This window comes from Absicoccus intestinalis, assembly GCF_033971885.1.
Lineage (GTDB): Bacteria > Bacillota_I > Bacilli_A > Erysipelotrichales > Erysipelotrichaceae > Absicoccus > Absicoccus intestinalis.
The window spans coordinates 21,327-40,934 of record NZ_JALBUS010000019.1; the positions used below are offsets into that span (position 1 = coordinate 21,327).

The 19,608-nt window shown below is 39.2% G+C and carries 18 protein-coding genes and 1 pseudogene; 5 read left to right on the forward strand and 14 right to left on the reverse strand.

Going from position 1 to position 19,608, the window contains the following annotated elements:
* The first annotated feature begins 77 nt into the window (after nt 1-77).
* Nucleotides 78-1,451, forward strand: coding sequence for a coiled-coil domain-containing protein (locus tag MOZ64_RS10030; protein WP_320326417.1), 1,374 nt, complete (start codon nt 78-80; stop codon nt 1,449-1,451).
* A gap of 95 nt (nt 1,452-1,546) precedes the next feature.
* On the opposite strand, the gene MOZ64_RS10035 is transcribed toward MOZ64_RS10030, so the two are convergent.
* The 4 genes from MOZ64_RS10035 to MOZ64_RS10050 all read right to left on the reverse strand — a co-directional run bounded on the left by MOZ64_RS10035 (nt 1,547) and on the right by MOZ64_RS10050 (nt 6,251).
* On the reverse strand, nt 1,547-2,692 hold the full coding sequence (locus tag MOZ64_RS10035; RefSeq protein WP_320326418.1) for a toxic anion resistance protein: 1,146 nt from the start codon (nt 2,690-2,692) through the stop codon (nt 1,547-1,549).
* A 71-nt stretch (nt 2,693-2,763) separates the two neighbouring features.
* On the reverse strand, nt 2,764-3,534 hold the full coding sequence (locus MOZ64_RS10040) for an enhanced serine sensitivity protein SseB C-terminal domain-containing protein (RefSeq protein WP_320326419.1): 771 nt from the start codon (nt 3,532-3,534) through the stop codon (nt 2,764-2,766).
* 10 nt (nt 3,535-3,544) lie between these two features.
* A complete protein-coding gene (locus MOZ64_RS10045) occupies nt 3,545-4,870 on the reverse strand; it encodes a TldD/PmbA family protein (protein WP_320326420.1) in 1,326 nt (441 codons plus the stop codon).
* On the reverse strand, nt 4,863-6,251 hold the full coding sequence (locus MOZ64_RS10050) for a TldD/PmbA family protein (protein ID WP_320326421.1): 1,389 nt from the start codon (nt 6,249-6,251) through the stop codon (nt 4,863-4,865). Before MOZ64_RS10050 ends, MOZ64_RS10045 begins: the two co-directional genes overlap by 8 nt.
* Before the next feature lie 124 nt (nt 6,252-6,375).
* Between MOZ64_RS10050 and MOZ64_RS10055 the strand changes: the two genes are divergently transcribed.
* Nucleotides 6,376-7,995, forward strand: coding sequence for a hypothetical protein (locus MOZ64_RS10055; protein WP_320326422.1), 1,620 nt, complete (start codon nt 6,376-6,378; stop codon nt 7,993-7,995).
* Nucleotides 7,996-8,062: 67 nt separating this feature from the next.
* On the opposite strand, the gene MOZ64_RS10060 is transcribed toward MOZ64_RS10055, so the two are convergent.
* Together MOZ64_RS10060 and MOZ64_RS10065 are read right to left on the reverse strand one after the other, a co-directional pair.
* Complete coding sequence (locus tag MOZ64_RS10060; RefSeq protein WP_320326423.1) at nt 8,063-9,817, reverse strand: 1-deoxy-D-xylulose-5-phosphate synthase; 1,755 nt, start codon at nt 9,815-9,817, stop codon at nt 8,063-8,065.
* A gap of 46 nt (nt 9,818-9,863) precedes the next feature.
* Nucleotides 9,864-10,211: a winged helix-turn-helix transcriptional regulator gene (locus MOZ64_RS10065; protein WP_320326424.1), complete on the reverse strand. Its 348-nt coding sequence runs from the start codon at nt 10,209-10,211 to the stop codon at nt 9,864-9,866.
* Between the two features lie 120 nt (nt 10,212-10,331).
* Between MOZ64_RS10065 and ygiD the strand changes: the two genes are divergently transcribed.
* Nucleotides 10,332-11,096: a 4,5-DOPA-extradiol-dioxygenase gene (gene ygiD / locus MOZ64_RS10070; protein ID WP_320326425.1), complete on the forward strand. Its 765-nt coding sequence runs from the start codon at nt 10,332-10,334 to the stop codon at nt 11,094-11,096.
* Nucleotides 11,097-11,108: 12 nt separating this feature from the next.
* Here ygiD and MOZ64_RS10075 read toward each other — a convergent pair whose 3' ends face one another.
* The 7 genes from MOZ64_RS10075 to MOZ64_RS10105 form a co-directional block, all read right to left on the reverse strand.
* Nucleotides 11,109-11,504 carry a DUF3021 domain-containing protein gene (locus MOZ64_RS10075; RefSeq protein WP_320326426.1) on the reverse strand — a complete coding sequence of 132 codons (396 nt, stop codon included), beginning with the start codon at nt 11,502-11,504 and terminating at the stop codon, nt 11,109-11,111.
* Nucleotides 11,505-11,513: 9 nt separating this feature from the next.
* Nucleotides 11,514-11,945 (reverse strand): LytTR family DNA-binding domain-containing protein, encoded by a 432-nt coding sequence (locus tag MOZ64_RS10080; protein ID WP_320326427.1) that lies wholly within the window; start codon nt 11,943-11,945, stop codon nt 11,514-11,516.
* A 119-nt stretch (nt 11,946-12,064) separates the two neighbouring features.
* Nucleotides 12,065-12,745, reverse strand: coding sequence for an N-acetylmannosamine-6-phosphate 2-epimerase (locus MOZ64_RS10085; protein WP_320326434.1), 681 nt, complete (start codon nt 12,743-12,745; stop codon nt 12,065-12,067).
* The gene (locus MOZ64_RS10090; protein ID WP_320326428.1) at nt 12,738-13,460 is read right to left on the reverse strand and encodes a tetratricopeptide repeat protein; all 723 of its coding nucleotides are present in this window, start codon (nt 13,458-13,460) and stop codon (nt 12,738-12,740) included. The genes MOZ64_RS10085 and MOZ64_RS10090 overlap by 8 nt, the downstream gene beginning before the upstream one ends.
* A complete protein-coding gene (locus MOZ64_RS10095) occupies nt 13,457-15,946 on the reverse strand; it encodes a hypothetical protein (RefSeq protein ID WP_320326429.1) in 2,490 nt (829 codons plus the stop codon). The genes MOZ64_RS10090 and MOZ64_RS10095 overlap by 4 nt, the downstream gene beginning before the upstream one ends.
* Nucleotides 15,915-16,691: an HAD hydrolase family protein gene (locus MOZ64_RS10100; protein WP_320326430.1), complete on the reverse strand. Its 777-nt coding sequence runs from the start codon at nt 16,689-16,691 to the stop codon at nt 15,915-15,917. Before MOZ64_RS10100 ends, MOZ64_RS10095 begins: the two co-directional genes overlap by 32 nt.
* Nucleotides 16,688-17,455 carry a DeoR/GlpR family DNA-binding transcription regulator gene (locus tag MOZ64_RS10105; protein ID WP_320326431.1) on the reverse strand — a complete coding sequence of 256 codons (768 nt, stop codon included), beginning with the start codon at nt 17,453-17,455 and terminating at the stop codon, nt 16,688-16,690. Before MOZ64_RS10105 ends, MOZ64_RS10100 begins: the two co-directional genes overlap by 4 nt.
* A gap of 166 nt (nt 17,456-17,621) precedes the next feature.
* Between MOZ64_RS10105 and MOZ64_RS10110 the strand changes: the two genes are divergently transcribed.
* Together MOZ64_RS10110 and MOZ64_RS10115 are read left to right on the forward strand one after the other, a co-directional pair.
* Nucleotides 17,622-18,989, forward strand: a complete 1,368-nt coding sequence (locus MOZ64_RS10110) for a radical SAM/SPASM domain-containing protein (RefSeq protein ID WP_320326432.1) — start codon at nt 17,622-17,624, stop codon at nt 18,987-18,989.
* Between the two features lie 118 nt (nt 18,990-19,107).
* On the forward strand, nt 19,108-19,452 hold the full coding sequence (locus MOZ64_RS10115) for a hypothetical protein (protein ID WP_320326433.1): 345 nt from the start codon (nt 19,108-19,110) through the stop codon (nt 19,450-19,452).
* 43 nt (nt 19,453-19,495) lie between these two features.
* Here MOZ64_RS10115 and MOZ64_RS11660 read toward each other — a convergent pair.
* Nucleotides 19,496-19,608, reverse strand: a pseudogene (locus MOZ64_RS11660) (IS30 family transposase); the annotation flags it as partial.

The window sequence follows — 19,608 nt, forward strand, 5'->3', positions numbered from 1 at the left end:
ATTAATTATTCTACTATCCTATAGTATAGAAGTTAAACGTATAAAGATGACTAAATATAGAGAGAGGCGAAATGTATATGAAAACTTCAGCTTTAAAAAAGAGTTTGGCTATAGGATTTGTAGCTACAGGTATGACCGCATTGGCTAGTACAACAATTCATGCAGAAGATATTCAGCCGGCAACAAATGCTATGGATACTACGACAACTACTGCAGAAACTTCGGATTCGACAGAAGTTCAAAAAACAACAAGTGAGAAATTAGCGGATGCTCAATCGGAATTAAATCAAACGAAAGAAAACGAATCATCTGCACAAAAAGATTACAACAACAAACAAACTACTGCTAACGAAATTAAAGCTTCCATTGACTCAACCATCACAACCGAAGAGTCAAAAGAGCAAGCAGCGATCGATGAAAACCAAAAGGGATTGGATGAAAATACGCAAAAATTGAATGATCTTCAAAAACAAAAAGATGAACTAACCCAAAAGCAACAAGATCTATCAAAGGCACAAGATACGTATCAAAAAGCATTGGATACCGCAAAATCTAATGCAGGAAATATCACAGAAGACGATTACAATACGGCTAAGAAAAATGCAGATGCTGCTCAAGACGCATACAATACGGCCAAAGCAGATTTAGATGCTAAACAAGCTGAAAAAGATAAACAAACGGCTGATTATAACCAAGCTGTATCGGATGAAGCTTCTGCAAAAGCTCAATTAGATGAGCTAACATCGAAACAAAGTGAATTAGAGAAGAATTTGGCCGATGCACAAGCTGCTCAAAAAGAAGCTCAAGATGCATATGATCTGATCACAACTGGAGAACAAGGAGAAAAATATAAAGAAGCCGTTCAATCTTTAGAAGATGCAAAAAATGCATTGGAAGAAGCCAATCAAAAGGTACAAGATGCAATTACTGCTCGTGATATCGTCAATGCACAAATTGCCACACTGAATCAGACTTTAGCTCAAGCTCAATCAGAATTGGCATCGATCACTGCTCAACAAGATTCCTTGGATAAGGCTGTATCAGATGCTCAATCTAACTTGGATGCTGCTCAAGTTACTTTGACAGAAAAACAAAAAGCAGTTACGGATGCAGAGAACAAATATAATGCCTATAAAAATAATCATAAGGACGCATATGAAGCCTTGGATCAAGCGGAAACAAAATTGTCAGAGGCTACGAATACCTATAATAAGACCAAAGCAGATTATGATGCTGCATTGAAAGCATATGATCCGGAATTGAAGGCAAAAGCAGATGAAGCTAATACGGAGTATGATAAAGGATTAGCTGTATTCTACACATGGTTACAAGAAAAAACAGGTGTAGATTTGACAACTGCCATTAAAAATACAAATCTTAATGGATATACAGATTCTTCAAAAGAAGCAGATGCCACTACATTAAAACATGTGAAAGATGCTATCTCCTAACTGTTTTCAATATATAAAAGCAAATATTTTTCGTCTTATTTCTTTTGTTTCACAATCATGTATTCTTACTAAACGAGCTAGGTAAGATACCTAGCTCACTCACTTTTAGTTACTTCTAATACTTTTTGTTTCAATTCCGATTCAATTTGTCGTAATTCCTGTTCAGCTTCTTGTCGTTTTTGGCGACCATCCTTTTGTATCTGCATTACATCATCTAAGGTTTGGATCAATTGTTCATTGGTATGTTTTAACGTTTCAATATCCACAATATCGCGATTGGATTCTTTAGCTGTTTCTACCGTTGCGGTATGCAAAGCATTCGCATTTCGTCGCAATAATTCATTGGTTGTATTGGTTACTTCACGTTGGGCTTTGGCCGCTTGTGTAGCATGATTAAGACCCAACGCAATGACCATCTGACTTTTCCATAATGGAATCGTATTGACAAGTGTCGATTGAATCTTTTCGATCATCAAAGAATTGTTGTTTTGAAGCAATCGCAATTGCGGTGCGGTTTGGATGGCAATCATACGACTCATCTGTAAATCGTGCAATTTCTTATCAAACCGATCACAGGCTTGAGCCAGATCTTGGGCTGCTTGCATGTCTTCAGGATTTTGCGTTTGTTCCGCTTTGGCCCGTAAGGCTGGCAATTCTTTTTGATACGTTTCATTCAATCGTTGTTTACCGGCAATGATATACATATTTAATTCTTTATAATAGGCATTATTCATTTGAAACATTTGTTCCAACATGCTGGTATCTTTCATCAAACGAACTTGATGATCTTCCAACATCGAAGCGACTTTATTCACATTGGTTTCAACGGCATTATAACGAACCGTTAATTTTTCCACACGATTTTTGCCTTTATTAAATAGGCCGGCAATACCTTTCTTTTCTTCATTGACATCAAAATCGCGCAATTGTGTAACCACATCGCTCAACATATTCCCCACTTCGCCTAAGTCTTTGGTGCGTACTTCAGCCAAGGCTTTATCTGAGAAATTTGCCAATTTCTTTTGGGCATTGATTCCATACTGTAGAACGATCATCGTATCCGTAATATCAATTTTTTTGGCAAATTCTTGGATTTGTTCCCTTTCTTCTTGGGTAAATTGACTCTCATCAATTTGTATATCTTCAGCCAATGGGGGATTTTTCTTTATCGTGCTTTCTTGACCGATTTCATCCTGATCTGGTGTTAAAGTTAAGTGTGGTTTTTCATTATACTCTTGCATACTGTGTACTCCCTTTTCTTCTAGTGTACCACTAGAAAAGGCATATTCCATACAAAGAATATGCCAGAACGTTAATTTGTCTTTTCTTGATAAATCGGTTGATTTTCTTGGGCAATCTTTTCTCCTTGTGGGGTTGAAGCAAACATAAATTCAATGCCCTTTCCTTTCGCAACAGGGGCACAAGTCGTTCCCATGCTTCGGAATATTTCGGGATTTTCTGGATCCATATCCACCATCACAAACCAATGGGATGGTTTCCCTTTGACCAGGCGTTCTTTAAAGTAAATGGCTTTGATTTCTGAATAGCGATTTCCTAAATATTGAAGTTGACTGATCATGGCTTCCACATTCGCAACAGGATCTCTTAGATCAAATTCATCATCTGCTCGAATGTCTCTGGCTTGGAATTCATTATCTTTTTGTTCACTGATGTCCAAGATGTATTGGCACGTCAAAGGCACATCTTCACTATACGGATCAATCACGATACCTTGGATATCATTTTGTGCTACTTTCACAAATGGCAAATATTGATCAAAAGTCATGACCAAAGATTGCACTTCTTCTTCTTTGTCCCATTTGCGCAGTTCTTCCATGCTGGTAAACATAGGAAAGTAATACTTGCCTTCATCATCGGCAATGACCATCAATTGAAATTTGGTGTCAGGTGAGAAAACCATTTGTCCCTTATTATCTCTGATTGGATCTTTATCCCATTGGGCTGGCACTAACAATTGACCAACCACCAAGCAATCTCTCATATGTTGGATCGTGATTGGATTCTCGTCTTGACGCAATGCTTGGATGGCTTGTTTCATAGCTGTATTACGAAATTGTTGCATAAGAACCTCCTTATTGGCCACTGATGGCACATTTTGTAAAGCGAATACTTGGGCTGGCAATTTGATGAAATTGCCAATCGAGATCATTGCCTACTTCGACGACTTTATTCATTAATTCTAAGAAATTGTCTGCAACCGTGATCAAGGCAAGCGCATGCTCTTTTTTCCCGTCTTTTACCGTATAGCCGCTGGCTTGTAGCGAAAAATTCCCACTCACAAAATCCAATCCTGCATGTAATCCTTGCAAATCGGTGATCACTACGCCATCTTTCATTTCTTCGCACAATTCATCCAATGTATATTGGCCAGGCTCAATATAACAATTCATGGGTTGAACGCTAATGGCACTGGCATATCCAGATTTAAAACCATTTCCGGTGGATTCCATTCCCATGCGATTGCCGCTTTTTGTATCATGCAACATATTGGCAAAAATACCATCATTGACAAGAACTTTGGCTTGGGTTGGGCAACCTTCATCATCAAAGTTCGCAATGGTCAGACAATCCGTATTTTGCGGGTCATCAATGATCGTGATCTTATTGGAAAAGATACGCTCATTTAATTGATCTTTGATGGGTGAAATGCCTTTATAGATCAAATCACCATTAAAGAGATCAATAAAAGATCCAAATAAAGCGGTCATGGCTTCCTGAGAAAAGATCACAGGGTATTCGCCGGACTTTAATGATGTCGTATGAAGTTTAAATAAAGCTTTATCACACAACTTTTTAACGAATTTTTCATGATCAAACTGATCTAAATTCTCAATGATCGCAATTTCATAATCATCTTTAACGACATCCTTTTCACGTACAACAACGCTGGCAACTAAATATTGAACTTGCGATTGATCGGCCACATGCATGCCATACGAATTAGTAATTTCTCGACTGGATGCGCTTTCTTCCCATCCCAAAGAGGCTACTTGGATCACCCGAGGATCATAGGCAAGCAATTCTTTTTCCAAGGCCATCAAACATTGTCTGATGGCTTGGGTAGATGGAGCAACCCAGTCTTTTGGTGATTCTACTACATCAAACGATTCTGGTTTTCGTAAAACATCTTTATCTTTGGTGCTGATGATCTTTGCTTGATCGATCAATTCATCCAATACCGCATCCATTTGGTCATCATTGACCTCTTCCATGGCTATATAAGCCATATTTCCTTCATAGATACCACGAATGGAAGTTCCCAGCACATGACTGGTTGTCATCGTATCCATATGACCATCAAACCAAGTGATGCTTTTTTCGGTTTGTACACTTTGATAGATTTCAAAAGCTTCGATGCCTTTTTGTAAGGCACGCTTGATCCATTGTTCTTTATTCACTGGTCGTACCTCCTACTGTAATACGGGAAACGCGAATAGCTGGTTGACCAACATCCACAGGAATGGAACCACTGATGGAACCACACATGCCTTGACCACGTTCTAAATTATCGCTGACTTTGTCAATATTCATTAAGATTTCAGCACCAGTACCAATCAAAGAAGCACCTTTGACCGGATCGGTAATCTTGCCGTCTTCAATCAAATAGCCTTCATTGACCGCAAAATTAAATTCACCGGTTTGTGGATTCACCGATCCACCACCCATTTTTTTCGCATATAGACCTTTTTTGATACCGACAAACATGGATTCGAAAGAATCGGTACCAGGAGCAATGTACGTATTGGACATTCGACTGGTTGGTTCAAATTTATACGATTGACGACGAGCGGATCCAGTGGATGCCATTCCCATGCGACGGCCATTCAGACGATCAACCATATACGATTGTAAGATACCATCTTTGATCAAGACACGACGCGTTTGTGGATTTCCTTCATCATCAATGTTTTCAGAACCCCATCCATTCGGAATGGTTCCATCATCAATAGCTGTTACTTTTGTACTGGCAATTTGTTGGCCTAATTGATTCGCAAAAACACTTTGGTTCTTGGATACAGCGGTGGCTTCCAAGGCATGGCCACATGCTTCATGGAAAATCACGCCGCCAAATCCATTATCAATAATGACAGGCATTTGGCCGGATGGACAATCTTTGGCTGCCAACATCACGATTGCGATTCGTGCTGCTTCTTTTCCAATCTGTTCCGGTGTGATGGTTTCAAAATATTCCAGGCCACTGCTGGCACCGGGTCCATAGAAACCAGACTGCATATTGTCTGCTTCATTGGCATACGCGGAACAAACCAAACGACATCGAGTTCGCGTATCTTGTACCAGTTTTCCTTCACTATTGGAAATTTGAACATGTTGACGAACAGATAAGAGTCCGGTTTGGGTCTTTGATACGCGTGGATCATATTGTTTTGCGGCGGTATCCATTCGCTGGATCAATGCCACTTTATCCGCTAATTTCGCATCGATGGGATCAATTTTTACGATATGTTTATTTTCAATGGTTTCTGGATGCAAAGAAATCCTATCATCCGATTCTTTACGGCCAAAACCATCTCGCAACGAATCCACCAATTCATTGAGTGATTCCATGCTTGTATCGTTTGTATACCCGTATACGGATTGTACACCTTGATACAAACGAATCCCAACACCCGCTTTTTGGGTGCGATTTACACGTTCGACTTCATCATTGGTCATGGAAATATTTTCATTTGTGCCTTCTTCTTCAAAGATTTCGGCAAAATCTGCTAAAGAATGCATGGCACGTGTTAAAAGAGCTTCTAATTGTTCTTTTTTAAGCATTTTTTCACCTCATTCTATCCCACTATTATAGCGTATCCTTTGAAGGATGCAATGTGAGACGCTATAATAAGAATGCAATATTGTTGTCCTATCAACATTTTTGCTAGAAAGGAGAAGAATACCCATGAAAACACAATCAAGACATTATTTTCCGTTATTAATTTTCTGCGTTGCCTTTGGTCTGCTGTTTTCTATTTTGACGGTTTCTTCTACCATCCATGCGGAAGAAGCAGAACCGGTCGCTACAGAAACAACAAACACAACTGTAGAAGCAACAACAGAAGATACATCCAATGCCAATGTTCAGACAACCGATACAACGACTACTGAAGAAAATACCACAACATCGGCTAATGACCCCATAAAGATCGAATACAACGAGGCTACCCAAATCCATTCGGCTGAAAATGGAAATATTATTCTTTATTGCATGAATGATGCACTCCATTGGCCCCATGATACGCCAACGTATCAGACACCTACTTATACGTATGTCAATATCGATACGACCAATTTAAGTCCAGCATTGATCCAGAAAATTCAGACTTTATTATATGCGGGCTATCCATACAATGGTCTAAATCTATACAAGGTTGTCTCGGACCCCGTGATCATGTCTGAAAGTGAATTCACTACCTTGCTGAGTCCACCGGATTGGCTTCGTTCTGATTTCTATAACACACTAGGTGATACCATATTTACATATGATGACTACAAAAATAAAACGGAAAACTATCAAAAGTTGGTACAGTTTACAACAGAAATGGCATCGTATTATGGTTCCACTACCCCTTCGAGCCATAGCTATGCAGATATCACCAATACATCGTTCTACAATGCGATTTACTATATGTTATATTCAGACAATCCTTTGGAATATTATAGTAGAGAATTCGGTACCGACTATGCCGTTACCGAAGAACAGGCATATACAAGCACCGCTTATGCACTATGGAAATTGATGTATGATAATGGCATTACCAACAACAACATTTCGGATGTTTCTCGTTATCCATTAGCTGTAAAATTATTGAATGCATCTGCCACTCTATTAAGTGAAGAACCATCTTCAGATCAGATCAAAGTTGTCGGTGATACAACCTTCCGCTACAATAAAGCCGATGGCAAATGGTACACCGGAATATTGACATTACAAGTACCTGATACATACTATGGTGATTTCACTTTAACATTACCTTCTGGTATCGAAACCACAACAGGTACTACTTCGATCACAAATAATGGCTCGTTTGTCTTAGTATCCCAAGAAGAACCTTCCAAAGATACATCGATGGAATTGGCTTCTACTTTAGCTTATGTATATGGTAAGGCCCGTGTGTATATTCCTGCCGCTGGTGCAAAAGCCTCCGATGGAAAAGGTTTCCAAAACATGGTTGGTGCCATGATCCAACAAAAGAAGATTGCAGCTACAACGGCACTATCGGTTGAACCATATACAGAAGATCCAGGAACAGACCCAAGTACAGATCCAAGTACAGACCCTAGTACAGACCCTAGTACAGATCCAAGTACAGATCCAAGTACAGATCCAGGTACGACCCCTAGTACCCAAGATCCAGCATCAAAAACAGAACAAATCAATGACGAAAAAGAAACAAAAACGGTTCAATCCGTTGCAACAACCTCCGTACAAACAAGTACACAAACACATATTCTTGGTTCTTTCTTTGGTCTTTTGATTACCACAATGGGCCTTATGTTTATTACCAAACGAAATCATTAACATGCCTCCACTTTGGTGGAGGTCTTTTTTATAAAGAATGCCGATGACAAAATGCCATCGGTAGTTCTTATATCATTTGTTTGATCTCTTCTATGATTTGTGGAGTTGTCATACCCAGTTCTTCTAATAGTTTTGCTGGATCATATCGATCATAGAAAACTTTTTGGAGCCCATAGTTTTTTACTTTCATCGGTTTGGCACCATAGAAGCGACTGATCTTTTCACCAAAACCGCCATCCAATACCCCATCTTCTAAGGTAATGATCAACTCATGATTGATTTGAAGATTTTCCAACAAATCTTCATCCACACTGGAAGCAATGCGTGGATTGATCAACGTGGGTTGAAAACCAAATTCATTTTCGATTGCTTGAGCTAATTCTTGACCTTTTTGATAAAAATCACCCAACGCGAGGATAGCTATTTTTTCACCTTGTTGTTCGATACGATACTTTAGATCAACATAGTTTGTATCTACTGCACGATGCGTTAGCCCATTTCCCGGAATCAAGATCAAGATAGGATCTTCCGTTTGATTCACCGACCAATCTAACATCGTTTGGTATTCTTCTTGACAAGTTGGCGCCAATACGACCAAATTGGGAATATTAATAAAAGTGGATAAACCAAAAATACCTAAATGCGTCACATCCGTCAAACCATCAAATGAAGAGAAATTCATGACCATGGTCACTGGACTGTTGTTGATACAAATATCTTGGGAAATTTGATCATACGCTCTTTGAAGAAATGTCATATTCGTGATGACCAATGGTTTGCCGCCATTACGAGCAACACCTGAAGCAATGGAAACAGCTGCTTCTTCACTAATGCCTGTATCTAGATATTGATCTTTTAATTGTGCCCTTTGTTCAGGTTGTAATCCAATGGCACCCGGCATGGCCGGCGTGATCACAATAAATTCGGGATCCATTTTCGCTTTATCCAAAATATAGTTTTGTGTTAAAGTTAAATAATTTTCTTCTGGACCAAAATCAACAGTAGGCAACCCCGTTTTTCGATCAAATGGCATACACCAATGCCAAGCTTCTTTGTTTTGTTCGGCAAACGCATATCCTTTACCTTTTTGCGTATGGATGTGAACCACAATTGGATGATCGATGTCCTTTACTTTCGTTAATACTGCGATCATTGATTCGACATCATTGCCATTCTCTTCATAGATATAATCCAAACCCAATGTTTTAAAGATATTGTTAGGGCTAGTTCCCTTTGATATGCGAAGATCCTGCAAGCTCTTGTAGAGACCACCATGCGTTTCTGCAATTGCCATTTCGTTATCATTCACAAGAATAATAAAGTTGGAATGCATTTCACCAGCCACATTCAAACCAGCCATGGCTTGTCCACCACTCAAAGAACCGTCACCAATGACGGCAACGATATTTTCTTCTGTTCCTTTCAAATCGCGTGCCTTTGCCAATCCCAGTGCTAAAGTGATCGAAGTCGATGTATGCCCCACATTAAAGAAATCATGTTCACTTTCATTGGGATTGGTATAACCTGAATCTTCCACAAAATGAGCATCATCGACATAGCCTTGCCAACGGCCCGTCAACATCTTGTGAGGATAGGCTTGGTGCGACACATCAAAGACAAACTTGTCTTTGGGAGAATCAAACACATAGTGCATGGCAATTTCTGCTTCAACCATCCCAAAATTCGGGCCAAAATGACCTCCTATTTTGGTAAGACGGTTAAATAAAGCCTCGCGCATTTCCGTAGATAATGTATGCAATTGATCTATCGATAGTTTTTTTACATCTTCTGGACCTGAAATTGTTTGTAAAAGTTCGTACATAAGATACCTCCTGGAACGTATCTTATGACTTAAAGGATACTTTAAGTCAAGCCTTTTTCTTCAAATATTCAATATAGGCATTGCCCCATTGTTCAATACTCGCCAAGACAATATGAAATTCTTTGCCAATATCAGTCAATGTATATTCCACTCGTGGTGGGACTTCCGGATAAATGGTTCGAAGGATCAGGCCTTCTTCTTCCATCTTTTTCAATTGACTGGATAGAGTCGCTTGGGTGATATCAATGCTCCTTCTTAATTCGCCAAATCGTTTGGGTCCTTCATTCAATTCGTGCATGATCAAGATGACCCATTTCCCTTTTAATAGTTGTTGTGCAGTCACAAAGGGACATTTTCCAAATTCGCCTGCAGTTTGACATGTTTCTTTTTTCATTTGTTCTCCAATAGTTCATAAAAAGATACTAAGTTGCGTAAAAAATCCTACTTGTTGCTTATAGTGTAAATAAGTATAATCTTTTTATCAAGTATATTTTTTATACTAGGAGGACCCTTTATGAAAATGCCTGTTATATTTTCTGGACATGGAAGTCCGATGGTTGCCATCGAAAACAATGAAATTACCCAAACGATGAATGCCATTGGCGATTCGATTGAAAAGCCCAAAGCTATCTTAGCCATCTCCGCCCATTGGTATACCGATCATACATCGATTCAAAGTGTGGCACATCCAAAACAAATTTATGATATGTATGGTTTTCCCAAAGAATTGTATGAACTACAATATCCCGTTTCTGGTTCTGCGCCGTTGACTGAATCCGTACGTTCTTTACTTGGAACGGAGGTTACGATCGATGATACATGGGGCATTGACCATGGCACGTGGTCGGTCTTGGTTCATATGTTTCCCAAAGCCGATATTCCCGTGGTTCAGTTATCGGTAAATCGTCATCTAGATCCGCAACAAAGCTATGCACTCGGTCAAAAATTAGAACCTTTACGTGATCAGGGCTATTTGATCTTTGGCAGTGGAAACGTCGTTCATAATCTTGGTCGGGTAGAATGGGACAATCCCGATGGTACAGAAATGACCCATCGATTCAATGATGCCATCACTCATGCGGTTGAATCCCACGATCATGCATCAATCATTCATTATGATACTCTTCCTGATGCGGTCTATGCCGTACCAACACCCGATCACTTCTTACCTTTGTTGTATTGTTTAGGCGCTGCTGGAAACGATCCAGTAACAGTATTTAATAATGTTTGTAACCTAGGCTCCATGGCCATGACGGGTTATGTATTTGGAAAAAAGTAGGATACGTGCACCCTACTTTTTTAATTGTTGATTAATTTTTTTGGCTTCTTTTCGATAATGACGATCAAATCCAATCCAAATGAAGATGGAAATGCCCATTTCTACAAATATGCTCACAAAATCGGTAAACCATCCCACCAGATATCCGGTAATCAAAAGGATCGCGCAGCCAATGCCCAAATGAAAGAGCACTTGCATGGCATACGGAATTTCTTCTTTTTCATAGATCATGCTTGGTAAGCCAAAGCCTAATCCAACAATAATGGATCCCACTGCCATTTTTGTGTATTGATAGTTTTCCAACGGCAAGATTCCCTGGTTTGTTTGATCAAATACGATGCCAATGATGATAAAAATGAGAGTGGCTGTACTTACACCAATCCAACTGGATTTCATGACTTGTTTCATATTGACCTCCTACAATCCAATTTGTTTCTTAAAATTTTTCAAATAATGTCGTGATACATAGGTTTTCAGTCCGTTCTTGATATGCAAGACCAACGCCCCGCCAAAATCAATTTCCACACTTTCACAAGCATCGATTCGCACGATCGATGATTTGGATATTTGTACAAAATCATGGCCGACCATCTGTTTGATTTCATACAATCGGTGTTTGACTCGATACATTTGATCCATGGTGTAGACATAGGTTTTTTCCTCTTTGACTTGTGCAAACAAGATCTCATGGATCGATAACACATATTGTCGATCGTCTTTTTGACCAATCAAGGTATGTGTATCCTGCCGCATATAGGATAAGACACGTTGGACCTGTTCATTAACTTCGGGCGTATGGATGATTGCATAAGGTTCTGGACAATTTTCAATTTTAATTTCTGCTTTCATGGCCCGTTCCCCTTTCTTCACTTACACTATATAGAATTTGATCGATCCTGTCTTTCATTTATCAGTAAGTGGTCAAATTTAAAAGCTAAGACGTAAAAAAAGCCATGCGTATGCATGACTTATTCGCCGTCAACGGCTTTCACAAATCGTTTTGTGATCAATTGTGGACGGGTAATGATAGAACCCACAACCACACTGTAACATCCTAGATCAAGGACTCTTCGTGCTTTTTCTGGGGTATCGATATTGCCTTCAGCAATGACAGGTCGATCACTTTGGGCAATGAAATTACGAATCAATTCAAAATCATTCGTTTCGATATGATCGCCCTTACTTTCTTCCGTATACCCAACCAAGGTCGTTCCGACAAAGTCAAATCCTAATGCATCGGCATGTTTCATTTCATCCAAAGTGGAACAATCCGCCATGATCTTTTGATCTGGATATTTGGCACGGATTTCTTGTACCATTTCATCCAATGTTTTTCCATCCGGACGAGGTCGACAAGTAGCATCCAAAGCGATAACGGCTGGCTTTACTTCCATCAAAGCATCCACTTCCTTCATGGTTGGCGTGATAAACACGGGATTATCTCCATATGGATGTTTAATGATACCAATGATCGGTAAGTCGACAATCTTTTGGATTTCTTTGATATCTTCCACGGTATTGGCACGAATTCCTTTGGCACCACCTTGATAAGCTGCCAAAGCCATGCGTCCCATGATGAAACTAGAATGTAAAGGTTCATCTGGTAGAGCTTGACAAGATACGATCAAATGTCCTTTTGCGTTACTCATGTTCATTTTGTGTTTCCTCCTCAATTTGATCAAGTGTACGTCGTATTTTACGAAGGATCTTATCAACGTTCACAGGACCATCGATTTCTTGTTCGATGGATTCCAATTGTTCGCTGACCCGTTCTAGATCTTCGAGTACATAATACGATGGTAATTGGCCTAAATATTCACCAGCTTTATGATACCCCTGATTGGCAGCTTGAGACAACCAATAATGTGATTTAACCAAATCTTGAGAAACGCCCCAGCCTTTGTGATAACAAATACCCAAATTAAATTGAGATCGAACATGTCCCAATACCGCTGCTTTTTCAAAATATCGAACGGCTAATGTTGCATCCTTTTCAATACCAGTACCATTAAAATACATCAGAGCAATATTGAACATGGCATCCAAATCATTATATTGACACGCTTCTTTAAAAAAGCGGAACGCTCGTCGATAACTTTGATTGACGCCTTTTCCTTCGTAGTAATCCCATGCCATGGCGCTCATCGCCGGGACATAGCCCAATCGGGTCAATTCGGTATAAATCAAATGTGCATGCAATTCGCTTTGATCACATCCCCAACCATGGCGATAACAGTTTCCTAATTCGTAAATGGCATCCAAATTACTGCCTTTCGCATGATATTGACAATAACGAAATAAATTATAATAGTCTTTATCTTTTTTTAATCGTTTCACACGATCGATGGTAAATTCTTCTTTCATTCGAATAATCGCTCCTGTGTAAAGATAGCTTGTGGCCGTGATTCGTACATGCGGTCTGTATCTAAACTATAGAATAGACCCGCATCGATGATATGTTCAAGCATATATCTTCGATCCACACGTATACCATACCACTGATAGAGATAGGTAATGCAACTATTGACTGTCAATCCTGGTTGTTCATGCATCAATTGTAAAAAGAAATCACGCATATGGGGTTGTGCATTTTTCACAAAGACACAGTCATCCAGAACGGCCATCATTTGAATGCTGGCTTCGGATTTGAAGATGGATCGATAAAAAGAGTTCGCCACTTGTTGCGAAACGATCTGTAATTGTTTTAAAGATCGTTGCGTAAAATATTGTCCGTTCTCAACGCCATTTTTAATTTGTTCCATGTATTGTTTTAGGTCTTTTTTGGACATTTGGAGTTGTTTCAACGTAATATAATGACCGGGTGTCCATTCGAATACATCCAATCGTTTTTCCAATCGTTCCAATGCCGATTGAAAAGTCATGATATCCTTATGTCTTGGTTGAATGTCTTGGGCATGTTCTTGGATCCATTGTTCAAAATATCGACCCGGTGTATAAGGTTCTTTCAATACATAACCTGCATATAATTTATATCCCAACCGCCGAATCACATAAGCATCCATCAATTGCGAATTGAGATGCTTTTCTTCAATGGTCTTTTGATAGTCTTCCACAAAATAGAAATCTTTGGTCAATAGCTTTTTCATCGTTTGAAAATCTTGGGAGTGTAAGATGGTCTCATCCACGATATCAATGCGATTTTCTTCGATATAGACATTAAAATTCCGTCGCAAATAGGATTGAAAGGATCCTATATCATAGCCGTATTTATTCGCCATACGCCGGGCAAACACATCCACATCAATGGGTGCACACGCTTGCATTTCCTGTTTGACAATCGCATTTTCATTGCCCTTACCAAATACCAACATCGGCATTCGGCTAAATTCCATTTCGTTCACATCGATTTGATAGCGTTCTTTGCCAGTGCGTAATAACGAATGCAACTCATACTGGTCGCGGATATCATACATTTCCATGACTTCGCGATGATCTTCAAAAATTTTTTTCGTGGATACAACGGTATCTTGATATTGTGTCAATTGAGTATCACGAATAATGGCTTGCACTAATTTGCGACTCACGATACGATAACGTGATCCCTTTTTGGCAGAATGAACCAGATATCCCTGTTTTAGAACGGCATTCAAACGAAAATCATGGAGTGCCCACTCTTCTTGTTTTTCCGGACATACGGCTAGTAAGACTTTTTTATAGCGTTTTTCAATTTCAGCTTTTTGGAAATAGCCATCAAAAGAATGACACACCGCTTGTAAAAAACCATTGCGATCTTCTTTGTCGACCCATTGATCATATACATGTAAATAATGTGCAGATAGATATTGTTTTAATTTCTTGGTATTAACGACCCATTCTTTGGCCACATCACAACGCAGAATATTGCCATTTAATGGGATTTTTTCACCTTCCAGATCGGGTCGATATCGTTCTTGCAGATATCCATAGGTGGGTTCTAAAGCATCGGTCAGGGCATAAAAGGTTTCTTTATCCATATCATAGTGCAGCAATAAATCCCGATAGGCATCTTCTTTGACAACGGGAAAATGATCGATTTCTTGATGAAAGATCTGCCCCACCCGAGAGCGAGAAATCGGTGGTGATAAACGTAAACCAATGGATTCCATGGTTTTGCCATATAGATGTTCCACGACGATCGTTCGCGCTGTAATATCAGGAATGGCATCCAATACTTCACTTAAACTCTTATGCACAAAGATCTTTTTATTCTTATAGCCACGTTCATCATGGATCAATAAATCTTCATCTTCCAAAGCGTCCAAAATAGCTTTTAAAAGCTCTTCATCCGATCGCCATAACATCGTTTCCATGATTTCTTCGATTGGAAAGATAGTGTTTGTACCACGAAAGAAATCACATACATCTTTGCGCAGCGTTTCTTGTTTGCGCAAATCGGTGTCTTCGACCAACATGTGCATCGCAAATCGACAAGCTTCCATAATTTTTGATGCGGTGTATACAGAAAGATCCAACGTCTTCATGATTTGTTCACAATTCATGAATAAAAGATCTTCGAGATGGACCTTGCCAAAAATATAATCACGAATAATGGTGCGAGATAAGCCATAGTTCAATAAAAGATAAACACTATTGCCATCGATGCCATGCACGGCTTTGATTTCTTCTTTATGATCATCAATGATATTCATTAATTTTAATACTTGCTTCCATTCAAAAAGCGGTTGCAGACGAATCATCAAAGCATTGTGTGTATCTTGGATATGGATTCCTTGTTCAATCAGTTCTTGAACAATTTGTGGACAATATGCATAATCCATTAATTTCCAGTTTTCGATGCCTATTTGTTTTTCCATGGTTTCATTCGATCCAACCCATTTTTTGACATGCATGATAGATGCCATCGTCCACATTGGCATCGGTCACATAATTGGCGTGCTCTTTTAATTCATCGGTGGCATTGCCCATCGCAATCGATGTCCATTGTGGATCAAACATGACCAGATCATTATGATCATCACCAAATACAACCACATCTTTGGGATTGGCATGCAGTGCATCCATCATATCGAGAATGCCTTGTCGTTTGGCATCGTATTGATACATCAAATATTCGGGTTGAAACCGCAAATTGCCCAATGTATCTTTTCGTTTTAATCGATATTCCTCTTCCTTGGGAATAGAAAAATACATCTTATATATTATAGGTAGAGATTCATAATCTAAATGGGGATCAATGATGTATTCTGTTGGTTCTTTGCGCGGACCACATTGTTCTCTGAATTTATCATCTTTCGCATAGACTTTCACCGAATCATCCAACATCAAAAGCGCCCCATACCCAAGATTGGTTGCTTCTTTTAAGATGGCTTTGGCCTTGGCTAGATCCAATGGTTCATTTTTGATCAATTGATCATCAATGACAAGGCCGCCGCCTCCGCAACAAACCATATTGTGTAAGCCCACTTCCTTCATAAAAGGAACGGCTTTATAGTGAGCACGACCCGTGGCAATGGCGACAAAATGACCGTTATCTTGAAGTTCGTTCAGAGCTTGTTGAGCCGAAGGAACGATCTTACCTGTGGATCGATCCGTTAAGGTGCCATCAATATCAAAAAAGAAATATTTTTTATTCATTCATCAATTACCTCTAAACTTTCTAATGCCTTTAAATATTTATCTTCTGGTTTTGTTTCCATGATCACACCCGTAAAGTCTGATATATGGGCAAAGGCATAATTGCCTTCCATTTCAAATTTCCGTGTTTCCAACATCATATAGGTGGATTTGGTTTGTTTCAATACTGCCTGTTTGGTCAGGGCATCTTCCACACTGTAATTAAAGATCTTGCCCGATTCAATGTCCACGCCTTCGATACCAATGAATGCTTTATCAAATTGATAGGGACTCAATTGAGCAATGGCTAAGGCACCGGCGAAGGAATCGCCTTGTTGGTTCAAATAGCCACCCAGCAATATGAAATGGCGATTGGTCGTTGTCGCATAAAGATTCGCAATATCGAGCATATTGGTCACGATGGTTGCACCTTTATCATTTTCCACCAATAATCGTGCTAATTCTAAATTCGAAGTAGAAAGATCTAAAAAAATCAAATCATTGGGTTCGATCAATGCATAGGCTCTTTGAGCAATGGCTTGTTTGGCTTGTCGATTTTGACTGATTCGTTTCGATGCCACAAGATCCTGGGCGGCAATTTTTTTACGAATGCGAACCGCTCCTCCATATGTCTTTTTTAACAAGCCTTGTTTCTGTAAAATACTCAGATCCTTACGAATACTGTCTTGGGTCACATCGTATTTGATGGCTAATTCTTTGACCAAAACGGAGCCTTTTTCATTGACCTCTTCCACGATGGCTTCTTGTCTTTGTTGGGCTAACATCCTGATTCCCCCTAGAGTTCATTGTCTTTATTATACTATAGAAAATTTTATTGGTCATTTTTTATGAAATGCTTAAATTTCGCCTATCTAAGGCCTTTGGTCCCTTGCATATTTATTTTGGAACCATTAAACTAAAGGCCATGAGACTATAAGGAGGAAAAGTATTATGGATGTCAGTGCAAACATTAAACGCTTAGGACTTGGCAAAGCCATCGACTATGCGATCAAAGATCCCAAAAAAAACTTTCCAAAATTATTGGATTGGGCTGATAAATTTTCTGGTGGAGGATTCGAACGTGAACGTGTAGGAATCCGTAAAATCATTGAAGACCCTTCCAATCCATATTATTCATTTATTTATGATCGTTTATTAACATTAGATCCTGAAATGATCAAAAAAGTAGGTGTCAACTTCTTCATCAATTCTGCTTTGGAAGGATGGAAGAAGCAAGATGAATATCGTGAAAAATATCAATGTAATATTCCTTGGGCTATTTTGCTTGATCCAACCAGTGCTTGTAACCTACATTGCATTGGCTGCTGGGCTGCCGAATATGGAAACAAATTGAATCTTTCCTATGATGAAATCGATGACATCATCCGTCAAGGAAAAGAAATGGGTGTCTACATGTATATCTATACAGGTGGAGAACCATTGGTTCGTAAAAAAGATTTGATCAAATTGTGTGAAAAACATGATGATTGTATCTTCTTGAGTTTCACGAACTCCACTTTGATCGATGAAGCCTTTGCGGATGAAATGCTTCGTGTAAAGAATTTCATTCCAGCTATTTCTTTGGAAGGAAATGAAGAAACAACAGATGCTCGTCGTGGCAAAGGTGTCTACCAATCCGTTATGCGCGCTACGCAATTGTTGCGTGAACGTCGTTTGCCATTTGGATTCAGTTGCTGCTATACCAGCCAAAACTGGGATGCCATCACAAGTGATGAATACTTCCAAAAGATGATCGATCTAGGTGCTTACTTCACATGGTATTTCCATTTCATGCCAACCGGTATGGCTTCATCGCCTGAATTGATGCCAAATCCAGAACAACGTACAGAAGTTATGCGTCGTATTCGTAAAGCGCGTGCAACCAAACCATTGTTCTTATTGGATTTCCAAAATGATGGTGAATATGTTGGTGGATGTATTGCTGGTGGCCGTCGTTACTTACACATCAATGCACGTGGTGATGTCGATCCTTGTGTATTTATCCATTATAGCGATTCCAACATTCGTGAAAAATCTTTGTTGGATTGTTTACGTAGCCCAATGTTCATGGCTTATCATGATGGACAACCTTTCAATGAAAATCAATTGAAACCTTGCCCAATGCTTGAAAACCCAGATGCTCTACCTGAAATGGTCAAAAAATCAGGTGCCCATTCAACGGACCCTGAAGAACCAGAACCAGTGGATCATTTACGTTCAAAAACCGTTGAATACGCAAAGAACTGGGGTCCTGTAGCCGATAAGTTGTGGGAAGAGCGTAAAGCGGAATTACGTGCAAAATACAATTTACATGACTAAGACAAAAACTTGCATCGATTTGGTGCAAGTTTTTATTTTTTTTAACATTCATCTTGTATAAAAAAATTGAACACAATCTACCTTTGCCACGTATCTAAAAAAGAAAGGAGCATTATTTATGGCAAAAATTAAACGTTCAAATTGTATTCAAGGTTTTGTATTTAAAGATGGTCGTTATGATAAGCCTTATGTCTTTTTGCGTACACCAGAAAATATCGTACGTTTCTTATTGGCACATGCGCAGGAGCAAATTAGTCTAGCGGATGTCAATTATCATGATTTATTAAAGGTAGATGATCAAGGACAAATTGATACGCATTTTGACCAAGCCTTCTATGATGAGATTCGTCCATTGTGGGATGCTTATAAAGCCAAAGAACTCGTGCATCCATTAGCATTTACGGAATTTGCTTACGAACGAGTGCAAAATGAGATTGCCGATCAAATCCAGATCCTTTCCTGACAAGGCCAATGGCCTTGTTTTTTTTCATAGATGAATTGTCAAATTAAGTGCAACACGATGTATGTGAGTCTATTTCGTTCATAACTTCATTTGGTGTCTTATAGCCAAGGCACTTTCGTGGCCGATTATTCATCAGTTCAAGATTATGCTTTAGCT